The 22558-nt window shown below is 69.0% G+C and carries 19 protein-coding genes; 12 read left to right on the top strand and 7 right to left on the bottom strand.

Going from position 1 to position 22558, the window contains the following annotated elements; translation table 11 throughout:
- Positions 1 to 78: 78 nt before the first annotated feature.
- Complete coding sequence (locus ISN38_RS18285) at positions 79 to 789, top strand: response regulator (protein WP_003472146.1); 711 nt, start codon at positions 79 to 81, stop codon at positions 787 to 789.
- 167 nt (positions 790 to 956) lie between these two features.
- Here ISN38_RS18285 and ISN38_RS18290 read toward each other — a convergent pair whose 3' ends face one another.
- The 4 genes from ISN38_RS18290 to asnS are packed head-to-tail and all read right to left on the bottom strand — an operon-like array spanning position 957 to position 3627.
- Entirely contained in the window at positions 957 to 1583 is a 627-nt protein-coding gene (locus ISN38_RS18290; RefSeq protein WP_003472145.1) for an FMN-binding negative transcriptional regulator, read from the bottom strand.
- Between the two features lie 7 nt (positions 1584 to 1590).
- The gene (locus tag ISN38_RS18295; protein ID WP_003472144.1) at positions 1591 to 1905 is read right to left on the bottom strand and encodes a hypothetical protein; all 315 of its coding nucleotides are present in this window, start codon (positions 1903 to 1905) and stop codon (positions 1591 to 1593) included.
- Positions 1902 to 2207, bottom strand: a complete 306-nt coding sequence (locus ISN38_RS18300) for a hypothetical protein (RefSeq protein ID WP_003472143.1) — start codon at positions 2205 to 2207, stop codon at positions 1902 to 1904. The genes ISN38_RS18295 and ISN38_RS18300 overlap by 4 nt, the downstream gene beginning before the upstream one ends.
- Positions 2208 to 2226: 19 nt before the next feature.
- Positions 2227 to 3627, bottom strand: coding sequence for an asparagine--tRNA ligase (gene asnS, locus ISN38_RS18305; protein WP_003472142.1), 1401 nt, complete (start codon positions 3625 to 3627; stop codon positions 2227 to 2229).
- 141 nt (positions 3628 to 3768) lie between these two features.
- On the opposite strand from asnS, the gene ISN38_RS18310 reads away from it, so the two are divergent.
- Positions 3769 to 4122, top strand: a complete 354-nt coding sequence (locus tag ISN38_RS18310) for a HesB/IscA family protein (RefSeq protein ID WP_038239536.1) — start codon at positions 3769 to 3771, stop codon at positions 4120 to 4122.
- Positions 4123 to 4137: 15 nt separating this feature from the next.
- Here the strand turns inward: ISN38_RS18310 and ISN38_RS18315 are convergent, their stop codons facing one another.
- On the bottom strand, positions 4138 to 4926 hold the full coding sequence (locus ISN38_RS18315) for a 4'-phosphopantetheinyl transferase family protein (RefSeq protein ID WP_058363415.1): 789 nt from the start codon (positions 4924 to 4926) through the stop codon (positions 4138 to 4140).
- A 434-nt stretch (positions 4927 to 5360) separates the two neighbouring features.
- Here ISN38_RS18315 and rpsF point away from each other — a divergent pair, with 434 nt between their 5' ends.
- The 5 genes from rpsF (at position 5361) to zipA (ending at position 11130) form a co-directional block, all read left to right on the top strand.
- Positions 5361 to 5795 (top strand): 30S ribosomal protein S6, encoded by a 435-nt coding sequence (gene rpsF, locus ISN38_RS18320; protein ID WP_003473337.1) that lies wholly within the window; start codon positions 5361 to 5363, stop codon positions 5793 to 5795.
- An 11-nt stretch (positions 5796 to 5806) separates the two neighbouring features.
- Positions 5807 to 6037 carry a 30S ribosomal protein S18 gene (gene rpsR, locus ISN38_RS18325; protein WP_003473336.1) on the top strand — a complete coding sequence of 77 codons (231 nt, stop codon included), beginning with the start codon at positions 5807 to 5809 and terminating at the stop codon, positions 6035 to 6037.
- 115 nt (positions 6038 to 6152) lie between these two features.
- Positions 6153 to 6602, top strand: a complete 450-nt coding sequence (rplI, locus tag ISN38_RS18330; RefSeq protein ID WP_003473782.1) for a 50S ribosomal protein L9 — start codon at positions 6153 to 6155, stop codon at positions 6600 to 6602.
- A gap of 227 nt (positions 6603 to 6829) precedes the next feature.
- On the top strand, positions 6830 to 10333 hold the full coding sequence (gene smc / locus ISN38_RS18335) for a chromosome segregation protein SMC (protein ID WP_206711955.1): 3504 nt from the start codon (positions 6830 to 6832) through the stop codon (positions 10331 to 10333).
- A gap of 59 nt (positions 10334 to 10392) precedes the next feature.
- Positions 10393 to 11130 carry a cell division protein ZipA gene (gene zipA, locus ISN38_RS18340; RefSeq protein ID WP_058363902.1) on the top strand — a complete coding sequence of 246 codons (738 nt, stop codon included), beginning with the start codon at positions 10393 to 10395 and terminating at the stop codon, positions 11128 to 11130.
- Positions 11131 to 11530: 400 nt separating this feature from the next.
- Here zipA and ISN38_RS18345 read toward each other — a convergent pair whose 3' ends face one another.
- On the bottom strand, positions 11531 to 12655 hold the full coding sequence (locus ISN38_RS18345; RefSeq protein ID WP_108084890.1) for a pyridoxal phosphate-dependent aminotransferase: 1125 nt from the start codon (positions 12653 to 12655) through the stop codon (positions 11531 to 11533).
- A gap of 243 nt (positions 12656 to 12898) precedes the next feature.
- On the opposite strand from ISN38_RS18345, the gene ligA reads away from it, so the two are divergent.
- The 5 genes from ligA to gyrA all read left to right on the top strand — a co-directional run bounded on the left by ligA (position 12899) and on the right by gyrA (position 21483).
- Positions 12899 to 15415 carry an NAD-dependent DNA ligase LigA gene (gene ligA / locus ISN38_RS18350; RefSeq protein WP_206711956.1) on the top strand — a complete coding sequence of 839 codons (2517 nt, stop codon included), beginning with the start codon at positions 12899 to 12901 and terminating at the stop codon, positions 15413 to 15415.
- A gap of 40 nt (positions 15416 to 15455) precedes the next feature.
- Complete coding sequence (gene epmA, locus ISN38_RS18355) at positions 15456 to 16415, top strand: EF-P lysine aminoacylase EpmA (protein ID WP_004425998.1); 960 nt, start codon at positions 15456 to 15458, stop codon at positions 16413 to 16415.
- A 141-nt stretch (positions 16416 to 16556) separates the two neighbouring features.
- Positions 16557 to 17264 (top strand): DUF3011 domain-containing protein, encoded by a 708-nt coding sequence (locus tag ISN38_RS18360; RefSeq protein WP_038237548.1) that lies wholly within the window; start codon positions 16557 to 16559, stop codon positions 17262 to 17264.
- 120 nt (positions 17265 to 17384) lie between these two features.
- Positions 17385 to 18449: an S-methyl-5-thioribose-1-phosphate isomerase gene (mtnA, locus tag ISN38_RS18365; RefSeq protein WP_058358642.1), complete on the top strand. Its 1065-nt coding sequence runs from the start codon at positions 17385 to 17387 to the stop codon at positions 18447 to 18449.
- Positions 18450 to 18660: 211 nt separating this feature from the next.
- Positions 18661 to 21483, top strand: coding sequence for a DNA gyrase subunit A (gene gyrA, locus ISN38_RS18370; protein ID WP_004425995.1), 2823 nt, complete (start codon positions 18661 to 18663; stop codon positions 21481 to 21483).
- A gap of 218 nt (positions 21484 to 21701) precedes the next feature.
- Here the strand turns inward: gyrA and ISN38_RS18375 are convergent, their stop codons facing one another.
- Positions 21702 to 22556: a tetratricopeptide repeat protein gene (locus tag ISN38_RS18375; RefSeq protein ID WP_004425993.1), complete on the bottom strand. Its 855-nt coding sequence runs from the start codon at positions 22554 to 22556 to the stop codon at positions 21702 to 21704.
- Between the last annotated feature and the right edge of the window lie 2 nt (positions 22557 to 22558).

The raw sequence follows: 22558 nt of genomic DNA on the forward strand, positions 1-22558 counted from the left end.
TCGCGCCGCAGGGAACGCGTGTTTTCGCGCGGCGGCGAGGAGCGTAGGGAGATCCATGGCGAGGACAACGGATAGAGAATGAAAACACGTATCGTGATTGCCGCCGACCGCAGCATCGTGCTGGAGGGCATGGTCGCCCTGTTGAACAACACGCCGGACATCGACGTGGTCGGCCATGCCGCCGACGGACTGGAATGCGTGCAACTGGTGACCAGGAGCCAGCCCGACATCGTGCTGATGGACGTGATGCTGCCGGGCCTGAACGGGATCGAGGCCACGCGCAGGCTGCTGCAGCGCAGCCCGCAGAGCAAGGCGATCTGCATCGCCGCCTCCGATGCCGCCGCCAACGTGCGCGCGGTCATCGATGCCGGCGCCAAGGGCTACCTGGCCCGCAACAGCACCTTCCACGAACTGCTGCGGGCAATCCAGCAGGTCAGCAACGATCAGTTGTACATCAGCCCGGGCCTGTCGCAATCGCTGGTCAGCGAGTACCGCTGCCCGCAGGGCGACGCCGTTTCCGCCTATACGCTGCTGACCTCGCGCGAACGCGAAATCGTGCAGTTGCTGTCCGAAGGCCTGTCCACCAAGGAAATCGCCGCGCGGCTGCACATCAGCGTCAAGACCATCGGCACCCATCGCGAGCACATCATGCTCAAGCTCGGCATGCACGGCATCGCGCAATTGACCCGCTATGCGATCCGCGAAGGGCTGTCGCCGCTGGACGGCGGAATGGCGACCACCGGACGGGCGGACAGCGACCGGCAGCGGCTGCTCAGCAACTGCGGCTGAGCGGCGCGTGCAAAAGCCCCTCTCCCCTCGCGAGAGGGGTTGGGGTGAGGGTCCGGCGCGAAGCGACTCGCAGCGTTGGGAGCACGGGGCTGAGCCCGTACCCTCATCCGCCCCTTCGGGGCACCTGCCCCCGAAAAGGGGGCCATGGGAGACGGAACCGGCGCCGCTCAGCCGTGCGGCAGGCGCTCGCGCATCAGCGCGGCGACCGCCTGCGCGCCGGGATCGGCCTGCGCCTGCAGCGCCTGGCGCACCGCGTCCACGTTGGCGCACGGATGGTTCTGGCTGAGCTTGAATTTCAGTTCCACCCGCTCCGGCTCGAAGCGGAAGCCGATGATGCCGCGCAACTGGCGCCGTTGCGCGTTGTCGTGCGGCTCGAAGCGCCAGTCGCTGCCGAGCGCGCGCTCGTGGCGTTCGCTGAGCCGCGCCACCAGGTCGGCCAGCAGCGTTTCGTCGTCGCTGACCTGCAACCGGCCATGCAGCTGCGCGGTGGCGTAGTTCCAGGTCGGCACCCGCGCCATCGCCTTCTTGTCCGGATACCAGCCCGGCGACACGTAGGCATGCGGGCCATGCACGATCAGCAGCGCCGGGCCGCAGTGCCGCGCCTGCGGATTGGCACGCGCCCAATGGCCCTCGATCACGATGCTCGCGCCGTCGCGGCGGTACAGCACCGGCAGCGGGGTGGCGCAGGGCAGGCCGTCGTCGCCGACGGTGGCCAGGGTCGCGAACGGATCGCGCGCGATCAGCGCGTCGAGCGCGCCCAGGTCGGTTTCGGCGAACGCTGGCGTGATATGCATCGGCGGCTCAGGTGCGCGTGCCGAGGGTCTGGGTCATGCGCCCGCGCAGCGCCGCATCGTCGTCGGCCTGCGGCGGCGCCACTTCATGCAGCGAGAAGCCGCGCGCCAGCGCATCGTCCTCGTCCAGGCCGTCGTAGGCGACGAACTCGGCGTCGAACAGCGCCGCCTGCGCGGTGTCCTCGCTGTCGTAGCTGAGCGTGTTGCCGTCGCTGTCCAGCACCTCGGCGGTACCGGCCGCGCGCACGCGCAGGCGCGCCCACACCAGGATGCGGCCAAGGCTGGCCAGGTACCAGCGGTCTGCGGCGGGTGCGTCTAAAGTCATGGAATCACCAGGGAAAGCAGCCAGAGCAGGGCCGCCATGCCCAGGCCGAAGAAGATGGTCAGCAGCGACAGCCAGGCCGGCGTCGCCAGCCCGGACAGCAAGCGGTCGCCGAGCGGGCGGTAGCGCCGCGCCAGCAACCAGCCCAGCGCCACCGGCTTGAGGAAGGCGCCGGGGCCGAACGCGGCCACCAGCGGCGGATGCCGGTCGCGGATATGCACCAGGGTCAGCGGCCAGAAGATCAGGAACGCGCTGAACCCGGCGATGGCCACGCCGACGAAGCACAGCGCGAAGAACAGGATCATGGTGCGTCCTCTGGATGCCTCAGAACTCGGCGCTGCCCGGCGCGCGCGGGTAGGGGATCGCATCGCGGATGTTGCTCAGCCCGCAGACGTAGACCACCAGGCGCTCGAAGCCCAGGCCGAAGCCGGCGTGCGGCACCGTGCCGTAGCGGCGGAAGTCGCGGTACCAGCCGTAGTGCTGCGGATCCAGGCCGAACTGCACCATGCGTGTGTCCAGCACGTCCAGGCGCTCCTCGCGCTGGGCGCCGCCGATGATCTCGCCGATGCCCGGGGCCAGCACGTCCATCGCCGCGACGGTCTTGCCGTCGTCGTTCAGGCGCATGTAGAAGGCCTTGATGTGCTCGGGGTAGTTGGTCACCACCACCGGGCGGCCGACGTGCTGCTCGGTCAGCCAGCGCTCGTGCTCGGTCTGCAGGTCCAGGCCCCATTCCACCGGGAACTCGAACGTGTGCCCGGACTTCTGCAGCAGCGCGATTGCGTCGCCGTATTCGATGCGCTCGAACGGCGAGTTGATGAACGTCTCCAGCTTGCTGATCGCGGTCTTGTCCACGCGCTCGGCGATGAACGCCAGGTCGTCGCCGCGCTCCTCGAGCACCGCGCGGAACAGGTACTTGAGGAAGTCCTCGGCGACTCGCGCGTTCTCGGCCAGGTCGGCGAAGGCGATCTCCGGCTCGATCATCCAGAACTCGGCCAGGTGGCGGGTGGTGTGGCTGTTCTCGGCGCGGAAGGTCGGGCCGAAAGTGTAGACCTTGCTCAGCGCCAGGCAGTAGGCCTCCACGTTGAGCTGGCCGGACACGGTCAGGAAGGTTTCCTTGCCGAAGAAGTCGCGGCCGAAATCGACCTGGCCCTTGCCGTCGCGCGGCAGGTTGGCCAGGTCCAGGGTCGACACGCGGAACATCTGCCCGGCGCCTTCGGCGTCGGAGGTGGTGATGATCGGGGTGCTGATCCAGTTGTAGCCATTGTGGTGGAAATAGCGGTGCACCGCCTGCGCCAGGCAGTTGCGGATGCGGGTGACCGCGCCGAACAGGTTGGTGCGCGGGCGAAGGTGCGCGACCTCGCGCAGGAATTCCAGCGAATGCGCCTTGGGCTGGATCGGGTAGGTCTCCGGGTCCTCGACCCAGCCGACCACCTCGATGCTCTCGGCCTGGATTTCGAAGCTCTGGCCCTGGCCCTGCGAGGCGACCAGGCGCCCGCGCGCGATCACCGCGCAGCCGGCGGTCAGCCGCTTCACGTCCGTCTCGTAGTTGGGCAGCTCGGCCGGCGCCACCACCTGGATCGGCGCGAAGCAGGAGCCGTCGCTGACGTTGACGAAGGACAGACCCGCCTTGGAATCGCGCCGGGTGCGGACCCAGCCGCGTACCGTCACTTCGCCGCCCGCCGGGATCTTCCCGGCCAGCGCATGCTCAACGCTCACCACCGTCATGACTTGAATCCTCGCCGCAGCGACTCGATATGGAACGGGCAAGTGTACTGGCTGAACCGCGGCGCTTGCGAGGCGTGGCGCGCATCCGCCGCCGCGCTTCCTCCCTATAATGACCGTTCGCTGTTCCCGGAGTCGTTCGCCATGGCCATCCACCTCACTCCCGTCGCCTTCGAGCGCGTGCAGCGCTTCGTCGCCCAGACCCCGGGCGCGCTGGGCCTGCGCTTCGGGGTCGAACGTACCGGTTGCTCGGGTTGGGGCCATGTCACCGACCTGGCGCGCGAAGCGCACCCGGACGATGCGGTGTTCGAGCAGGACGGCGTGCGCATCTACGTCGATGCCGCCAGCCTGCCGCTGGTCGACGGCACCGAGATCGATTTCGCCAAGCAGGGCCTGGGCGAGACCTTCATTTTCCGCAATCCCAACGCCACCGCCGAATGCGGCTGCGGCGAGAGCTTCACCACCGCCGCCGAGCATGCGGCCGCCGCCGTGTCCTGAGCGCCGGCGCCGCGCTCACCACGCGTAGTGGGTCAGCACCAGCTGCGTATCCAGGTCCAGGCGCGCGAAACCGATCTCGCAGCGCTGGCCCTCGACGAACTGCGCGCATAGCGTCTCGGTGAGCCGCAGGCGCAGGCGCTGCTGCGCCAGGTCGACCGCACACACCCGGGCCGCGGCGAAGTCGAAATAACGCCCGACCGCGCCGAACGCGGCCTTGAACAGGCTTTCCTTGGCCGAGAACAGCGCGGTCAGCAATGCATCGTGCGGCCATTGCGCATCGGCCGCGGCGGCCAGCAGGCTTGCTTCCGTCGTATCGATCGCCACGCCCAGCACCGCCTCGCGCGCGGTGGGCGCGAGCAGCCGTTCCAGGTCGATGCCGATGCCGCGGCCCTGGCTGGCCGGCAGCGCCACTGCCGCGGCGCAGCCGCCGCTATGGGAAATGCTGCCCAGGCTGCCGGTTGGCCAGCGTGGCGCGCGCGTCGCGTCGATCGTGATCTCGGCCTGCGCCTGCGCCGGGCCCAGCGCCTCGCCCAGCGCCAGCCGCGCGGCCAGGCGCCCGAACAGGAATTCCGCCTGGCGCTTGCGCACGCTGCGCGCGACGCTGTCCGGGCAGGCGATCGCGGCCGCGGCGAAGGCCTGCAGCCGGAAGCGCTCGGCATCGAAGGCCAGTGCGTACAGCGGCGTGCCGTCGTCCAGCAGGTAGCGGCGTGCGCTACGCAGGGCCGTGGCGACTGCCGGCGGCAGGTCCAGCTGCAGCGGCTGGCCGACGCGCAGGGCAGGGGCGGTGTGCGGGCGGGCGTTCAACGCGCTTGCCTGGATGACGTGCCGCAGGGCCAGGCGCGCGCAGCGCGGCGTTCGGCGCGGCACACCCGCGCAGGCCGGGCCGCAGGGGCGCGGCCTGCGGCAGCGGGCAAGGCCGGTGGCCGCGCACGCAGGCGTGCAGGACCAGGCGTAGCTTCGGTGGCTGAGGGCGCGGGCAGTGTGCTGTTCACTCCGCCAGTGTCGCAAAACCGGCGTCGGCGCGGCGGCGGCGACGACGGCGCGCGCAGCGTCTGCCGTGGGAGGCGTCCCCCTGCCTGCTGGGCATAAAGCCCCCCAACTTGCGGCCCGGCCCCTGCGCTGCCATACTTTCTGGCTTCCTGCGCCCGTTGTGGCGGGATTCCTTGCCCCACCGCACCCGTCCCGGGCCTCGCGGGGGGCTGTCCGGCCCTCGGGCCACATCCGAAAGGTATAACCACATGAGTCGTCATTACGAAATCGTGTTCCTGGTCCATCCGGACCAGAGCGAGCAGGTCCCGGCCATGATCGAGCGCTACAAGTCGCTGGTCGAGAACGGCAGCGGCACCATCCACCGCCTGGAAGACTGGGGCCGCCGCCAGCTGGCGTACCCGATCCAGAACCTGGTGAAGGCGCACTACGTCATGCTCAACATCGAAGTGGACCAGGCCATCCTCGCCGAACTGGTCGAGAGCTTCCGCTTCAACGACGCCGTGCTGCGCCACCTGGTGATCAAGCGCGACGGCCCGGACACCGAGCAGTCGCTGATCATGAAGAGCAAGGACGAGAAGGGCGACAAGCCCGAGCGTAGCGAGCGCCGTCGCCGCGACGACGAGGAAGGCGATGCGCCTGCCGCCGCCACCGAAACCGACGGCGACGCCGCCGAAGCCGCCTAAGGAGCACTGCCATGTCCAAGTTCTTCCGTCGCCGCAAGTTCTGCAAGTTCACCGCCGAGGGCGTCAAAGAGATCGACTACAAGGATCTCAACACCCTGCGCCAGTACCTCACCGAGAACGGCAAGATCGTGCCGAGCCGCGTGACCGGCACCAAGTCCAAGTACCAGCGTCAGCTGGCCACGGCGGTCAAGCGCTCGCGTTTCCTGGCGCTGATCCCGTACACGGACAACCACGATATTTAATTTGATCGGCGGGATTTTTCCATTCCCGATTCCCGGCAATCCCATCCCCGTCCTATTCGGACAGCGTGCGTTGCGTCGGTCGCGAGCCGGCGCTAACGAATAACGGAGCAACACCATGCAACTGATTCTTCTGCAGAAAGTGACCAACCTGGGCGGCCTCGGCGACAAGGTCGACGTCAAGCCGGGCTATGGCCGCAACTTCCTGGTACCGCAGGGCAAGGCCGTGCCGGCCACCGCCGCCAATATCGCCGAGTTCGAGGCCAAGCGCGCCGACTACGAAGCCAAGGCGCAGTCGATCCACGCCGACGCCGAGGCCCGTGCGGCCAAGCTGGAAGGCGCCAGCGTGACGGTCAAGGCCAACGCGTCCACCGAAGGCAAGCTGTACGGCTCGGTCGGCCCGCGCGACATCGCCGAGGCGTTCACCGCCGCCGGCCTGCCGCTGGAAAAGGGCGAAGTGGTGCTGAGCGAAGGCGCGTTCCGCAACATCGGCGAGTACGAGGTGCTGGTGCGCCTGCACGCCGACGTCGAGACCACGGTCAAGGTCGTGGTGGAAGCCGAAGCCTGATCCACGGTTTCCAGCTGTACCGAAACGGGCACCGCAAGGTGCCCGTTTCGTTTGCGGCCTCCGGCCCCGGCCTCCGCTGGGTGCCGTTATACTCATCGGTTCGTGCCTGTTTCCTGTCCGGCGATCGTAGTCGTATCAAGGGCTTGGAAGCGGGACTTCACCTGGATATTCATTAGCGGCAGCGTGTGCCGGCATGCCGGCCGCGCCTGCCATGGATTGCCTGCCCCATGCGCCTGTCGACCATCAAGCTGTCCGGCTTCAAGTCCTTCGTCGATCCGACCACGCTGCACCTGCCGACCAACATGACCGGCATCGTCGGTCCGAACGGCTGCGGCAAGTCGAACATCATCGACGCGGTGCGCTGGGTGATGGGCGAAAGCTCGGCCAGCCGCCTGCGCGGCGATTCGCTGACCGACGTGATCTTCTCCGGCTCCTCGGCGCGCAAGCCGGTGTCGCAGGCCACCGTGGAGCTGATCTTCGACAACTCCGACCACACCATTTCCGGCGAGTACGCCTCGTTCAACGAGATCTCGGTCAAGCGTCAGGTCAGCCGCGACGGCAGCAGCAGCTATTACCTCAACGGCACCAAGTGCCGGCGTCGCGACATCACCGACCTGTTCCTGGGTACCGGCCTGGGCCCGCGCAGCTACTCGATCATCGAGCAGGGCATGATCAGCCAGATCATCGAGGCGCGCCCGGAAGACCTGCGCGTGTACCTGGAAGAGGCCGCCGGCATCTCCAAGTACAAGGAGCGACGCAAGGAGACCGAGACCCGCATCCGCCATACCCGCGAGAACCTGGAACGCCTGGGCGACCTGCGCGAGGAGATCGGCAAGCAGCTCGAGCACCTCAAGCGCCAGGCGCGCCAGGCCGAGCAGTACCAGGCGCTGCAGGAAGAGCGCCGGGTCAAGGATGCGCAGTGGAAGGCGCTGGAATACCGCGGCCTGGACGGCCGCCTGCAAGGCCTGCGCGAGGCGCTGGGCCAGGAAGAGACGCGCCTGCAGCAGTTCATCGCCGAACAGCGCGACGCTGAAGCGCGGATCGAGACCGGCCGCGTGCGCCGCGAGGAAGCCGCCGACGCCTTGAGCAAGGCCCAGGCCGAGGTCTACCAGGTCGGCAGTACGCTGGCGCGCATCGAACAGCAGATCCAGCACCAGCGCGACCTGTCGCAGCGCCTGCACAAGGCGCGCGACGAAGCGCAGCTGGCGCTGGCCGAACTCGGCCAGCACATCAGCGGCGACGAGGCCAAGCTGGCGCTGTTGCGCGAGTCGGTGGACATCGCCGGGCCGCAGCTGGAGCAATTACAGGAAGACAACGACTACAAGCAGGAAGCGCTGCGCGAGGCCGAGGCCAGACTGGCCGACTGGCAGCAGCGTTGGGAAACCCACCAGCGCTACACCGCCGAAGCCTCGCGCGCCGGCGAAGTTGAGCGCACCCGCGTCGATTACCTTGACCGGCAATCGTTGGAAGCCGAGCGCCGCCGCGAAGCGCTGGCCGCCGAGCGCGCCGGGCTGGACCTGGACGCGCTGGCCGCGGCCTTCGAACAGGTGGAGCTGCAGCACGAGACCCAGCGCGCCGCGCTGGACGGGCTCAACGAACAGGTCGAAACCCGCAAGCAGGCGCTGACCGCGCTGCAGGAACAGCAGCGCGGCGCGCAGGCCGAGCTGGCCGAGGTGCGCAAGCAGGCGCAGGCCGCGCGGGGCCGGCTGTCGTCGCTGGAAACCCTGCAGCAGGCCGCGCTCGGCCAGGAGCAGGGCGCCGCGGTGGCCTGGTTGAAGGCGCGCGGGCTGGATTCGGCGGCGCGCGTGGGCGAGCGCATCAGCGTCGAAAACGGCTGGGAAAACGCGGTCGAAGGCGCGTTGGGGCAATTGATCGAAGGCGTGCTGGTCGCTGCGCCGGAGACCCTCGTCGATGCGCTGGGCGAACTCGGCGAAGGCCGCATCGCGCTGGTCAGCAGCGACGAAGAGGCCGGCCACTTCGCGCCGACCTCGCTGGCCGCCAAGGTGCAGGGCCCGATTGCGATCCGCCGCCTGCTGTCGCGGCTGCACGCGGCCGAGGACCTCGCCGCCGCCCGCGCCTTGCTGCCACAGCTGGGCGAGTGCGACTCGGTCATCACCCGCGACGGCGCGCGCCTGGGCGAGGGCTGGCTGCGCGTGTCGCGCTCCGGCGCGGCCAAGCAGGGCGCCTTGCTGCGCGAACGCGAGATCCAGGCGCTGCGCGGCCAGATCGACGCGCTGCAGGACCGCGAAGCCGAGCTGGACCAGCGCCTGGCGCGCCTGCGCGAGCAGTCGCTGGCCGCCGAGCAGCAGCGCGAGGAAGCGCAGCGCCAGCTGTACCAGGCGCACCGCAGCGTGTCCGAACTGGCCGGGCAGTTGCAGAGCCAGCAGGGCAAGGTGGACGCCGCGCGCACCCGCATCGCGCGCATCGAGACGGAGATCGCGCAGCTGCTGGAAACCCTGGACAGCAGCCGCGAGCAGGCGCGCGAGGCGCGTTCCAAGCTGGAAGACGCGGTCACCAGCATGGGCGACCTGGAAAGCACACGGCACGCGCTGGAAAGCGAGCGCCGCCAGCTCACCGAAGCGCGCGACCTGGCCCGCGATGCCGCACGCCGGGTGCGCGAGGCCTCGCATGCGCTGGCCCTGACCCTGGAATCGCAACGCACCCAGATCGCCTCGCTGAGCCAGGCGCTGGAGCGCATGGGCAACCAGCGCGGGCAACTGGATTCGCGCCTGGGCGAACTCAGCGCGCAGCTGAGCGAAGGCGATTCGCCGGTGCATGCGCTGGAAGCCGAGCACCAGGCCGCACTCAGCGAACGCGTGCGCACCGACCGTGCGCTAGGCGAGGCGCGTGCCCTGCTGGACGGCATCGACAACGAATTGCGCGGCCTGGAACAGACCCGCCAGCAGCGCGACGAACAGGCCCTGGCGCAGCGCGAGCGCATCGCCCAGCGCCGCCTCGACCAGCAGGCGCTGGTGCTCAGCGCCGAGCAGCTGTCGGCGGCCGTGGTCAAGGCCGGCTTCGTGCTCGAAGACGTGATCAACGGCCTGCCCGAACAGGCCGATCCGGCCGAATGGGAGCAGGCGGTGCAGCAGATCGACGGACGCATGCGCCGCCTGGAGCCGGTCAACCTGGCCGCGATCAGCGAATATGGCGAGGCCGCGCAGCGCGCCGAGTATCTGGAAGCGCAGGACGTCGATCTGAACACCGCGCTGGAGACCCTGGAGGATGCGATCCGCAAGATCGACCGCGAGACCCGCGGGCGGTTCAAGGACACCTTCGACCGGGTCAATGCTGGCGTGCAGGCGCTGTATCCGCGCCTGTTCGGCGGCGGCCACGCCTATCTGGAACTCACCGGCGAAGACCTGCTCGACACCGGCGTGGCGATCATGGCGCGCCCGCCCGGCAAGCGCGTGTCCAGCATCTCGCTGCTGTCCGGCGGCGAGAAGGCGATGACCGCGGTGGCGCTGGTGTTCGCGATCTTCCAGCTCAACCCGGCGCCGTTCTGCCTGCTCGACGAGGTCGACGCGCCGCTGGACGAAGCCAACGTTGGCCGCCTGGCGGCGATGGTCAAGGAAATGAGCGAGAAAGTGCAGTTCCTGTTCGTCAGCCACAACAAGGCCACGATGGAGGCGGCGCACCAGCTCAGCGGCGTCACCATGCGCGAGCCGGGCGTCAGCCGCCTGGTCAGCGTGGACCTCGAGGAAGCCGCGCGTTTGGCGGGCGCGGCCTGACGTGACATGCTAAATACCTTGTCTTCCCCCTACGCACCCCTGCCGGAGTAACCCCCGTAATGTCCGACATGGTACTGCTGCGCATCGGCATCCTCGCCGCCGGTCTGTTGCTGATCGCGGCGATCTTCCTGTTCGGCCGCCCGAAGAAACCGACCCAGGGCCGGCGCGTGGAACCGGCCGACCCGGCCGCGCCGCGGCGCGAGCCTTCGCTCGGCGATGCCGCGGTTGCCGCCGACGGCGACGCGCTCGCCGCGCCCGACCAGGACGGCGCCCTCGGCCAACCCGAACTGGGCCTGTCCGCCGCCGAAGCGGCCACCGCCGAACTCGGCAAGCGGCCGAGCCAGGACTTCGACAAGATCGTGTCGCTGTACGTCGCCGCGCGCGCCGGGCAGGTGCTGCGCGGCGAGGACATCGTCGTCGCCGCGGAGAAGACCGGCCTGGTGTTCGGCCACATGAACGTGTTCCACCGCCTGATCGAAGGCCATCCGGAGCGCGGCCCGATCTTCAGCATGGCCAGCATCATGAAGCCGGGCAGCTTCGACATGGCCCACATCCGCGAGATGGAGACCCCGGCGATCGCGTTCTTCCTGACCCTGCCGGCGCCGCTGACCGCGCTCGACGCCTGGGAAAAGATGCTGCCGACCGTGCAGCGCATGGGCGAACTGCTGGACGGCGTGGTCCTGGACGACAGCCGCAACGCCCTCGGCCGCCAGCGCATCGCCCACATCCGCGACGAACTGCGCGCCTACGACCGCCAGCACCAGGCGCCGCCGTTGACGAAGGCGCCGCGTTGGTAGGTTCTGGACTCGGGACTCGGGACTCGGGACTCGGGACTCGGGACTCGGGACTCGGGATTTTCGCAAGTTCGCCGCATTTCTGCTTTTCTGTAGGAGGGGCTTCAGCCCCGACGCGTTACCGGTAAGGCGTCGGGGCTGAAGCCCCTCCTACAAAAAAAGCGGCTGCGCCGGAGCTGCAAAAGAAGCCGCTTTTTTTAAAAAAATCGGCCCTTTTTGCATCAAATCGCTTGACATCGATTTACCCCGGGACATCATCCTGCCGTCCCGAGTCCCGAGTCCCGAGTCCCGAGTCCCGAGTCCCGAGTCCCGAGTCCCGAGTCCCGAGTCCCGAGTCCCGAGTCCCGAGTCCCGAGTCCCGAGTCCCGAGTCCCGAGTCCCGAGTCCCGAGTCCCGAGTCTCGCTACTTGCGCGCTTTCAAGAACGCCTCACGAAACCGCAGCATCTCCGCCTCGCTGCCGACGGTGACGCGTACCAGCTTCGGCCAGACCGGCCAGCTGCGGCCGATCATCACGCCCTGCTTGCTCATCGCCTCGGCGAATGCCTTGCCGTCGCGCTTGACGTCGACCATGAAGCAGTTGGCCTGCGACGGCAGGCACGTGTAGCCCTTGCTCTGCAGCCAGGCGATGGTCTCGTTGCGGATCCGCGCGTTCTCCGCGCGCCGCAGCGGCACCAGTTGCACGTCGCTCAGGCTGGCGATGCCGGCGGCGACCGCGGTCACTGCCACCGGGTTCTGGCCGAACGCCGCCAGCTTGGTCAGCAACCCCGGCGAGGCCACCGCCAGGCCCAGGCGCAGCCCGGCCATGCCGTACAGCTTGGAGAAGGTGCGCAGCACCAGCAGGTCCTGGCGTTGGCCGATCAGGTCGATCACCGAGGGCTGATCGCTGTAGTGGATATAAGCCTCGTCGACCAGCAGCACGCTGGAAGCCGGCTTGTTGGCCAGCAGCCATTCGATGTCGGCGCGCGCGGTGACCGAGCCGCTGGGGTTGTTCGGGTTGCACAGATAGATCAGCCCGGCGTTCGGATCAGCGCTCGCCATCGCCTTGACGTCGTGCGCGCCATCGGCGCGCAGCGGCACCCGCCGCACCGGCGCGCCGTGCGCGGCGGCGACATCGGCCACCGCCTCGAAGGTCGGATCGGCCACCACCACGCCGGCGCGGGCCGAGGTGAACGCGCGTGCGGCGCGGTTGAGCGGGTCGCTGGAGCCGGGATACACCGCGACGTGGTCGCTGGGCAGTTGCTGCGCGCCGGCGAACAGGGCGATCAGGTCGTGCTGCAGCTCGAACAGGTAGCGTCCGGCGCGCTGCAGGATCGCCTGCGCCGCATCCAGCGCGGCCGGCGCCGGACCCAGCGGGCATTCGTTGAAATTCAGGTACACCGGATCGGCGGCCGGCGCCACCCCGGGCGCTGTGACGGCCGCCGCCTTGCGCTTTGCCGCCTCCGCGCCGGGCGCCAGGCCCAGTGCGCCGACCGCCAGCCCCGAGGTGGCGAGGGAAAGGAAGGAACGGCGCGAAACAGGTAGCGACACGGCACTCTCCAGGTAAAACGTTGTAGCAGGGAAAGGCAAAGCTAATGTTCTCTTAACGTTCGGGCAAGCTGGGACAGGGGGGCCGGGACCGGGGACCCGAAGAACGGAAGTCGGTAGAGCTTCCGATTGCGACGTTGCGCTTTTACGGGTCCCCGGTCCCGAAGCCGGACACCCCACATTTCCCCTAGCCAGGCACCCAGTTACTATCGCCCCCTTTCCGTCACCGGACTCTGGCTGCCGCGCATGACCGCTCCATCCGATCTCCAGCAGCGTGTCGCGGCGTTGCGCCAGCGCATCGAAGACGCCAACGACCGCTACTACGTGCACGACGATCCCACGATCACCGATGCCGAGTACGACGCGCTGATGCGCGAACTGGAAGCACTGGAAGCCGAACACCCGCAGCTGGCGCGCGCCGACTCGCCGACCCGCACCGTCGGCGCGCGGCCCGACGGCGGTTTCCCGGAAGTGCGCCACGCGATCCCGATGCTGTCGCTGGCCAATGCGTTCGAGACGCCGGGTGTGGCCGATGCTGCCGACGACCGCGAACGCTTCGCCGAAGTCGCCGATTTCGAGCGGCGCATCGAGCGCGCGCTGGACCTGGCCGCGCCGGTGTTCTCGGTCGAGCCGAAACTGGACGGCCTGGCGATCAGCCTGCGCTACGAGGAGGGCGTGTTCGTGCGGGGCGCCACCCGCGGCGACGGCAGCACCGGCGAGGACGTCACCGCCAACCTGCGCCAGGTGCGCTCGGTGCCGTTGAAGCTGCGCGACCTGGGCACGCCGTTTCCGGCGGTACTCGAGGTGCGCGGCGAGATCTACATGCCGCGCGCCGCCTTCGCCGCCTGGAACGCCAAGGCGCTGGAACGCAACGAGAAACTGCTCGCCAACCCGCGCAACGGCGCTGCCGGTTCGCTGCGCCAGCTCGATCCGGCGGTCACCCGGCGGCGGCCGCTGGCGTTCTTCGCCTATTCGGTCGGCGAGGTGCGTGGCCTTGAACTGCCCGAGACCCATTCGCAGACCCTGGCGCTGTTGCGCCGCTATGGCTTCCCGGTGGCGACCGAGGCCGCCACGGCAACCGGCTTCGACGGCCTGATCGCGTATTTTCGCCAGATCGGCGCCAGGCGCGACACGCTGCCGTACGACATCGACGGCGTGGTCTACAAGCTTGATGATTACGACCAGCAGGCGGCCATGGGCTTCGTCTCGCGTGCGCCGCGCTGGGCGCTGGCGCACAAGTTCCCGGCGCAGGAGCAGTCCACCGTGCTGCGTGCGATCGAAGTGCAGATCGGCCGCACCGGTGCGGTCACCCCGGTGGCGCGGCTGGAGCCGGTGCAGGTCGCCGGCGTCACCGTCACCAACGCAACCTTGCACAACGCCGACCAGATCGCGCGGCTGGACGTGCGCGAAGGCGACACCGTGATCGTGCGCCGCGCCGGCGATGTGATTCCCGAGGTGGTGCGGGTCATCGAGGAGCGAAGGCCCGCCGGCACGGTGCCGTGGACGATGCCGACCGCGTGTCCGGTGTGCGGTTCGCACATCGTGCGCGAAGAGGACGCGGTGGCCTGGCGCTGCAGCGGCGGGCTGGCCTGCGCCGCGCAGCGCAAGGAGGCCGTGCGCCACTTCGCCTCGCGCCGGGCCATGGACATCGAAGGCCTGGGCGACCGCCAGGCCGATGCCTTGGTCGAGTTCGGTTTCGTGCAGTCGCTGGCCGATCTATACGCGCTGAGCGTGCAAGACCTGGTGCGGATGAAGGCGGCACTGGACGCGGCGACCGCGGCCGATCTGGTGCAGGCCGTGAACGACAGCAAGGGCGCGATGACGCTTGATGCGCAAGGGCAGGTGCTGCTGGCGCAGGAATCCCCTGACTGGAAGCGCGCCGACTTCCTGCGCGCGCATCTGGCCATGGATCTGAGCGGCAAGCTGGCGACGAAATGGGCGGAGAACCTGGTCGCCGGCATCGCCGCCAGCTGTGCCACCACATTGCCGCGGTTCCTGTTCGCGCTCGGCATTCCGCACCTGGGCGAGACCACCGCCAAGGCGCTCGCGCACTGGCTGGGATCGCTGCACTTCGTGCGCAGCACGCCGGCGGTGCTGCTGCAGGCGCTGCCCGATATCGGCGGCGAGGTCGCTCGCTCGATCGCCACGTTCTTCGAACAACCCGGCAACGCGGCCGTGGTCGATGCGCTGGTCAAGGCCGGCATCCGCTTCGCCGACGAAGGCGCACCGCCAGCGGAACTGCGCGAACGCCTCGGCCTGGCGCACCTGCTGACCACGCTGCCGGTGGACAAGCTCGGCGGCAAGAGCGCGCAACGGTTGGCTGCGACCTACGGCACGCTCGATGCGCTGCTGCGCGCCAACGAAAGCGGCTGGACCGGCGCCGGGCTGTCGGCGGCGGGCGCGGCCAACCTGGCCGCCTATCTGGCCGATGACGCGAACGTGCAGGCCTTGCGCCAGGCCGATGCGGCGATGCGGCGCCTGCTCGATGCGGCGCCGGCGCAGGCCGCGCGCCGCGCCGCGCCGCTGGACGGGCAGACCATGGTGCTGACCGGGACCTTGCAGCAGCTCAGCCGCGACGCGGCCAAGGCGCGGCTGGAAGCGCTGGGCGCGAAGGTCGCCGGCAGCGTATCGAAGAAGACCAGCGTCGTCGTCGCTGGCGCCGAGGCCGGTTCCAAGCTGGACAAGGCGCAGGAGCTGGGCGTTCCGGTGTGGGACGAAGCGCAGTTGCTGGCCTTGCTCGGCGAGCTCGAGGGGCAGGGATGAGCGGCTTGCATCCATCGCGCTCGTTCTGCGGATCGCCGCGATGAATAACGCCGTGGATATCGCGGCACTGCGCCTGCGCGCCGCGCTCAACGCGCGCATCCGCGCCTTCTTCGCCGCGCGCGACGTGCTCGAGGTGGAGACCCCGATGCTGTCGGCGGCCGGCAACACCGAACCCAACATCGACAGTTTTCAGACCCGTTTCAGCGGCCACGTCGATGCCGGCCCGGCGCTGCGCTGGCTGCGCACCTCGCCCGAATATCCGCTGAAACGGCTGCTGGCCGCCGGCGTCGGCGACTGCTACGAACTGGGCCGGGTGTTCCGCAACGGCGAGGCCGGCGGCCGCCACAATCCCGAGTTCACCATGCTCGAGTGGTACCGGGTCGGCTGGAATCATCTGCAACTGGTGGACGAGACCGTGGCGCTGGTGCGCGAGGCGCTGGCGCTGGTCGCGCGCACGGCCACGTTGCACGTGGTCACCTACCGGCAGCTGTTCCTAGATACCCTGGGCATGGATCCGTTGCTTGCGCCGTTGCACGCGCTGCAACAGCCGTTGCGCGACGTGCGTATCGACGCGGCGGGGCTGAGCCGCGACGACTGGCTCGACCTGCTGATGACCCATCGCGTGCAACCGGCGTTCCCGGCCGACCGCATCACCGTGGTTCACGACTGGCCGGCCACGCAGTGCGCGCTGGCGCGCATCCGCGACGAGCACCCGCCCATGGCCGAGCGCTTCGAGCTGTACCTGGGCGGCTACGAACTGGCCAACGGTTACCACGAACTCAACGATGCCGCCGAACAGCGCCGCCGCTTCCTGCACGATCACGCGCTGCGCCGCGAGCGCGGCGCGCTGCTGCCGCCGCTGGACGAGCATTTGCTGCATGCCTTGCCGGCGCTGCCCGATTGCGCCGGCGTCGCCGTCGGCGTGGATCGTCTGCTGATGGCGATGCACGGCACCGCGTCGATCGGCGATGTGCTCGCCTACGATTTCGCGCGAGCCTGAACCCGCACCGGGTTCGTGTAGCATGTTCTTGCTTTGTCGACATCGATGATGGTTTGATCCAGCCCAGCATGCGCTCGGCGCGACATGTCGATGGTGTCGTCTTCCGTTGTTCAGGTTCTACGCACAGAGGCAGAGCCAAGCATGAAGTGGTCGTATCGGCTCGGTGGCTGGTGGTGGTTGGGATTGGCGGTTTCCGCGTGTCCGGCGAAGGCGCTTGCGCAGGTGCCGGACGGTTACGACGCGGCGGTGGTGCGCTGCGAATCGCGCGACATGAGCTGGGTGCATTGTCCGATGCCGACCGAGCGGGGCGTGGAACTGGTCCGGCAACTGTCCGACAACGACTGTATCCGCGGCAGCGAATGGGGCTCGGACAGCACCGGGGTGTGGGTGACGCTGGGCTGCCGCGCCGAATTCCGTTCCAATCCGCCCGAGCCCTCGCGCAACGCGATGCGCCGCGTGTTGCGTTGCGAATCCGACGGCCGGCTCGAAAGCTGCTCGGTGATGCTGCGTGGCGCGCCGGTGCGGCTGATGCGCCAGCTGTCCTCGGTGCCGTGCCGCGAAGAACGCAGCTGGGGCGTGCGCCGCAACGAGATCTGGGTGTCGCGCGGCTGCCGCGGCGAGTTCGAGATCGGCGCCAGCGACGGGTCCGGCTTCCCGGTCGGCGCGCGCCCGGTGCTGTGCGAGTCCAAGGGCCGTTCGCTGCGGCGCTGCGGGGTCAGCGTCCGCAACGGCGTGCAGTTGCGCCGGCAGCTGTCCGGCACCGCCTGCGTACAGGACGACAGCTGGGGCTGGGACCGCGACGGCATCTGGGTGGACAAGGGCTGTCGCGCGGAATTCAGCGTCAACTGAGCGCGGCCTGCAGGTCCGGCCGTTCCATGGCGCCGCCGCCGTCGCATTTGCGAATCCGCGCTTTCCCACCGCCGGATGGCTGGTCATCCTCAAGAATCCCGCGCCGTTTACAATAGACCGATGAACGCCGCCCTCGATATCGATTACGCCCGCTACGACCACATCCGCCCGATCCTGTGGACCGGCGAGGCGCTGGAACTGCTGGACCAGCGCAAGCTGCCGTTTGTGGTCGAGCACCTGCAATGCACCGACAGCGACCAGGTCGCCGACGCGATCCACACCCTGGCGGTGCGCGGCGCACCGGCGATCGGCATCGCCGCCGGCTGGGGCGTGGTGCTGGCCGCGCGCGCGGTGCAGGCCGACGACGGCGCACAGGCGCTGGCCAGGCTGGAACCGGCGCTGCAGCGGCTCAATGCGGCGCGACCGACCGCGGTCAACCTGGCCTGGGCGCTGATGCGCATGCGCAACACGCTGGCGGCGGCCGGCGCCGACTGGCGCGAGGCGATCGCGCGGCAGGCGCAGGCGATCGCGGAGGAAGACCTGGCCGCCAATCGCCACATGGGCGTGCTCGGCGCGGCCCTGATCGCGCCCGGCAGCGGCGTGCTGACCCATTGCAATACCGGCTCGCTGGCCACCGCCGGCTTCGGCACCGCGCTGGGCGTGATCCGCGCCGGCATGGCCCAGGGCCGCATCGCCAAGGTGTTCGCCGGCGAGACCCGGCCGTGGCTGCAGGGTGCGCGGCTGACCGTGTGGGAACTGCAGCAGGACGGCATCGACGCGACCCTGATCGCCGATTCGGCGGCCGCGCACCTGATGAAGACCGGGGTGGTGCAGTGGGTGATCGTCGGCGCCGACCGCATTTGCGCCAATGGCGACACCGCCAACAAGATCGGCACCTACCAGCTGGCGATCGCCGCGCGCCACCACGGGGTCAGGTTCATGGTGGTGGCGCCATGGTCCACGGTGGACATGGAGACCGCCGACGGCGCGCAGATCGAGATCGAGCAGCGCGACCCGGGCGAGTTGTTCGGGCTGGGCGGGATGCGCACCGTGGCCGAGGGCATCGCCGCCTGGAACCCGGTGTTCGACGTGACCCCGGCCGCGCTGATCGATGCCATCGTCACCGAGCGCGGGGTGATCGAGCGGCCGGATCCCGAGCGCATGCGCGCCGCGTTCGGCGGCTGAGCCGCGGCAACCGTGCCGAACGCCCAGCACGGCCCCGCAAATCCACGCAAGTGCTTGTTCGGGCCGGCAAAAACCGGGCATTCGCACGCCTGTCATGATAGAATCCGGCGGTTCGATCGACCGCCGCGCGCCGTAGATTTTCGGTGCCGGCAGGCCCGCTTGCCGCGGGCCGGCGTCCTGGTCGATTAGCCACCAGACTTACGGAACCCGAATGGCAGAATCCGCCAAGGAAATCATCCAGGTCAACCTGGAAGACGAGATGCGCAAGAGCTACCTCGATTACGCGATGAGCGTGATCGTGGGGCGTGCCCTCCCGGATGCGCGCGACGGCCTCAAGCCGGTGCATCGCCGCGTGTTGTTCGCGATGAACGAGTTGGGCGCGCACAGCAACAAGCCCTATTACAAGTCGGCGCGTATCGTCGGCGACGTCATCGGCAAGTACCACCCGCACGGCGACCAGTCGGTGTACGACACGCTGGTGCGCATGGCGCAGCCGTTCTCGCTGCGCTATCTGCTGGTGGACGGGCAGGGCAACTTCGGCTCGGTCGACGGCGACTCCGCGGCGGCCATGCGCTACACCGAGGCGCGCATGTCGCGGCTCACCCACGAGCTGATGGCCGACATCGACAAGGAAACCGTCGATTTCCAGCCCAACTACGACGAGAAGGAACTGGAGCCGACGGTCATGCCGACCCGGTTCCCGAACCTGCTGGTCAACGGTTCGGCCGGCATCGCGGTGGGCATGGCGACCAACATCCCGCCGCACAACCTGACCGAGACGATCAACGCCTGCATCGCGCTGATCGACAATCCGCAGATCGATGTGGACGGGCTGATGGAATACATCCCTGGCCCGGATTTCCCCACCGCCGGCATCGTCAACGGCACCAGCGGCATCGTCGCCGGCTACCGCACCGGCCGCGGCCGCGTGCGCATGCGCGCCAAGGCCGAGATCGAGATCCAGGACAACGGCCGCGAAGCGATCGTGGTCAACGAGATCCCGTACCAGGTCAACAAGGCGCGGCTGATCGAGAAGATCGCCGAGCTGGTCAAGGAAAAGAAGCTCGAAGGCATCAGCGAACTGCGCGACGAGTCCGACAAGGACGGCATGCGCATCTACATCGAGATCAAGCGCGGCGAAGCCGCCGATGTGGTGCTGAACAACCTGTACCAGCAGACCCAGATGGAGTCGGTGTTCGGCATCAACATGGTGGCGCTGGTCGATGGCCGCCCGCAGCTGATGAACCTCAAGCAGATGCTGGAGGCGTTCGTCCGCCACCGCCGCGAAGTGGTCACCCGCCGCACCATCTTCGAGCTGCGCAAGGCGCGCGCGCGCGCGCACATCCTCGAAGGCCTGACCGTCGCGCTCGCCAACATCGACGAGATGATCGAGCTGATCAAGACCTCGGCCAACCCGACCGAAGCACGCGAGCGCATGCTGGCCAAGCGCTGGGACGCGGGCCTGGTCGGCGCGCTGCTCGGCGCCGCCGGCGCCGATGCCTCGCAGCCGGAAGACCTGCCGGCCGGCGTCGGCCTGCTCGCCGACGGCTACCAGCTGACCGAAGTGCAGGCCACGCAGATCCTGGAAATGCGCCTGCACCGCCTGACCGGGCTGGAGCAGGAGCGCCTGACCGAGGAATACAAGCAACTGCTGGACGCGATCGCCGGCCTGATCCGGATCCTGGAAAACCCCGACGTGCTGCTGCAGCTGATCCGCGAGGAACTGCTCAGCATCCGCGAGGAATACGGCGATGCGCGCCGCACCGAGATCCGCCACAGCGAGGAGGACCTCGACATCCTCGACCTGATCGCGCCGGAAGACGTGGTGGTGACGCTGTCGCACGCCGGCTACGCCAAGCGCCAGCCGGTCAGCGCCTACCGTGCGCAGCGCCGTGGCGGCCGTGGCCGCAGTGCGGCGGCGACCAAGGAAGAGGATTTCATCGACCAGCTGTGGCTGGTCAACACCCACGACACGCTGCTGACCTTCACCAGCAGCGGCAAGGTGTTCGCGCTGCCGGTGTATCAGTTGCCGGAGGCCGGCCCGAACGCGCGCGGCCGCCCGATCATCAACTGGATCCCGCTGGAGAACGGCGAGCGCGTGCAGGCGGTGCTGCCGGTGCGCGACTATGCCGGCGGCCGCTATGTGTTCTTCGCCACCCGCAACGGCATGGTCAAGAAGACCCCGCTCAGCGACTTCGCGTTCCAGCGCAAGGCCGGCAAGATCGCGATCAACCTCGACGAGGGCGACGCCCTGGTCGGCGTGGCGCTGACCGATGGCGAGCGCGACGTGCTGCTGTTCGCGTCCAACGGCAAGACCGTGCGTTTCTCGGAACGACCCAAGGACGATGAAGCCGAGGACGGCGCCATCGAAGAAGGGGCGGGCGACGACGACGTCGTGCTGGCCGAGGCGGTGGAAGACGGCGACGACGCGCGCAGCCCGCGCCGCAAGAGCCGTGGCGGGGTCAAGCCGACCGGCCGCAGCAGCCGCGGCGTACGCGGCATCCGCCTGGCCAGGAGCGAATACGTGGTCAGCCTGATCGTGGCCGAGCCGGCCGAGGGCCAGGACGAGGATGCCGAGGACGTGGAGCCGGCACTGGAGGTGGACGCCGATGCCGAGGTCGTGGTGCGCAACGGCGACGAGCCCGATGCCTACATCCTCACCGCCACCGAGAACGGCTACGGCAAGCGCACCCCGCTGGCCGAGTACCCGCGCAAGGGCCGCGGTACGCAGGGCGTGATCGGCATCCAGACCAGCGAGCGCAACGGCAAGCTGGTCGGCGCGGTGCTGCTGAGCACCAGGGACGAAGTGCTGCTGATCTCCGATGGTGGCACCCTGGTACGCACCCGCGCCTCGGAAATCTCCCGCGTCGGCCGCAATACCCAGGGCGTGACCCTGATCCGCCTGTCCAAGGGCGAGAAGTTGCAGGCGGTGGAGCGCCTGGACGGGTCGCTGGTCGAGGAAGAGCCGGCCGAGCCGATCGTGGGCGAAGACGGCAGCGTCGAGGCCGTCAGCGAGTTGCCGCCGGAAAACTGATCGCGCAAGCGAGAGCGGTAGATGACGCCGGCGCAACGTCGGCGTCGTCGTTTCCAGCGCGGGGTGAGAGTACGGCGCAAAGCGTCTCGCGGAGTTTGGGTGCACGAGGCTGCGCCCATACCCTCATCCGGCCCTGGGCGCCGCCTTCCCCCGAAAAGGGGGCCATGGTCCCGATGGGAGAAGGAAACAGCCGCACATGCATGGCCCTGCGGCAGCGGCTACTCCAACTGCGCGCGCGCGAACGCCGCGTCCAGGGCTTCCATCGCGTCGCGCGGCTTGAGCTTGGCCGCTTTCTCGAATGCGCCGGCGGCGTCGTCCTCGCGCTTGTCGCCGTGCAGCAGCAACAGCACGTTGGCGTATTCGACATGCGCGATCGGCGCATCCGGGGTCAGCTTCAGCGCCTGCTGGATGTGCTGTTCGGCGGTCGCGGCCTTGGCGCCGTAGGTCAGCCCGCCGATCATCGCGCCGACCTTGCCGATGATCTCGGCGTGGTACAGCGCCAGCGCCATGTGCGCCTCGGCGTGCTTGGGTTCCAGCTCCAGCGCGGTCTCCAGCGATTGCCGCACCTTGCCGGCGATGCCTTGCTTGAGCGCCTTGACGATGCTCAGGCCCTGGCTGTAACGGCCCAGCGCGAAGGCGTGGCGGTAATGGCTGTTGGCCTCGTCCGGCAGTGCGGCGATCGCCGCCTCGGCCAGCGTCGCGGCTTGCTGCAGACGCTGTAGTTTTTGCTTGTCGTCCTCGACCAGGTAGCTGGCGTGGATGCCCAGCGCCTTGACCGCGACCGACGCGCCGAACACGCCCAGGGCCTGCCCGGCGCCGTAGGCCTGCTGGAACTGGCCCTGGTGGAAGGCGCGCCAGGCCTCGATCAATGCGGCCGACAGCGTGTCCGCAGCGTGGCCCTTTGCAGCCTTGCCCGCTGCGGCGAGCATGGCCTGCGCGCGCGCCAGGTCGGGGTAAGGCTCGCGGTCGCCGGCGTGCAGCTTGGGCCAGGCCTTCTTCAATGCTTCGCCCGGATAGGCGTAGGCCTTGGCGTCATACGGAAACGGTGCCCATGCGGTCGGTGTCGCTGCCATGC

Origin of the sequence: Xanthomonas translucens pv. undulosa (genome assembly GCF_017301775.1) — a bacterium.
GTDB lineage: Bacteria > Pseudomonadota > Gammaproteobacteria > Xanthomonadales > Xanthomonadaceae > Xanthomonas_A > Xanthomonas_A translucens.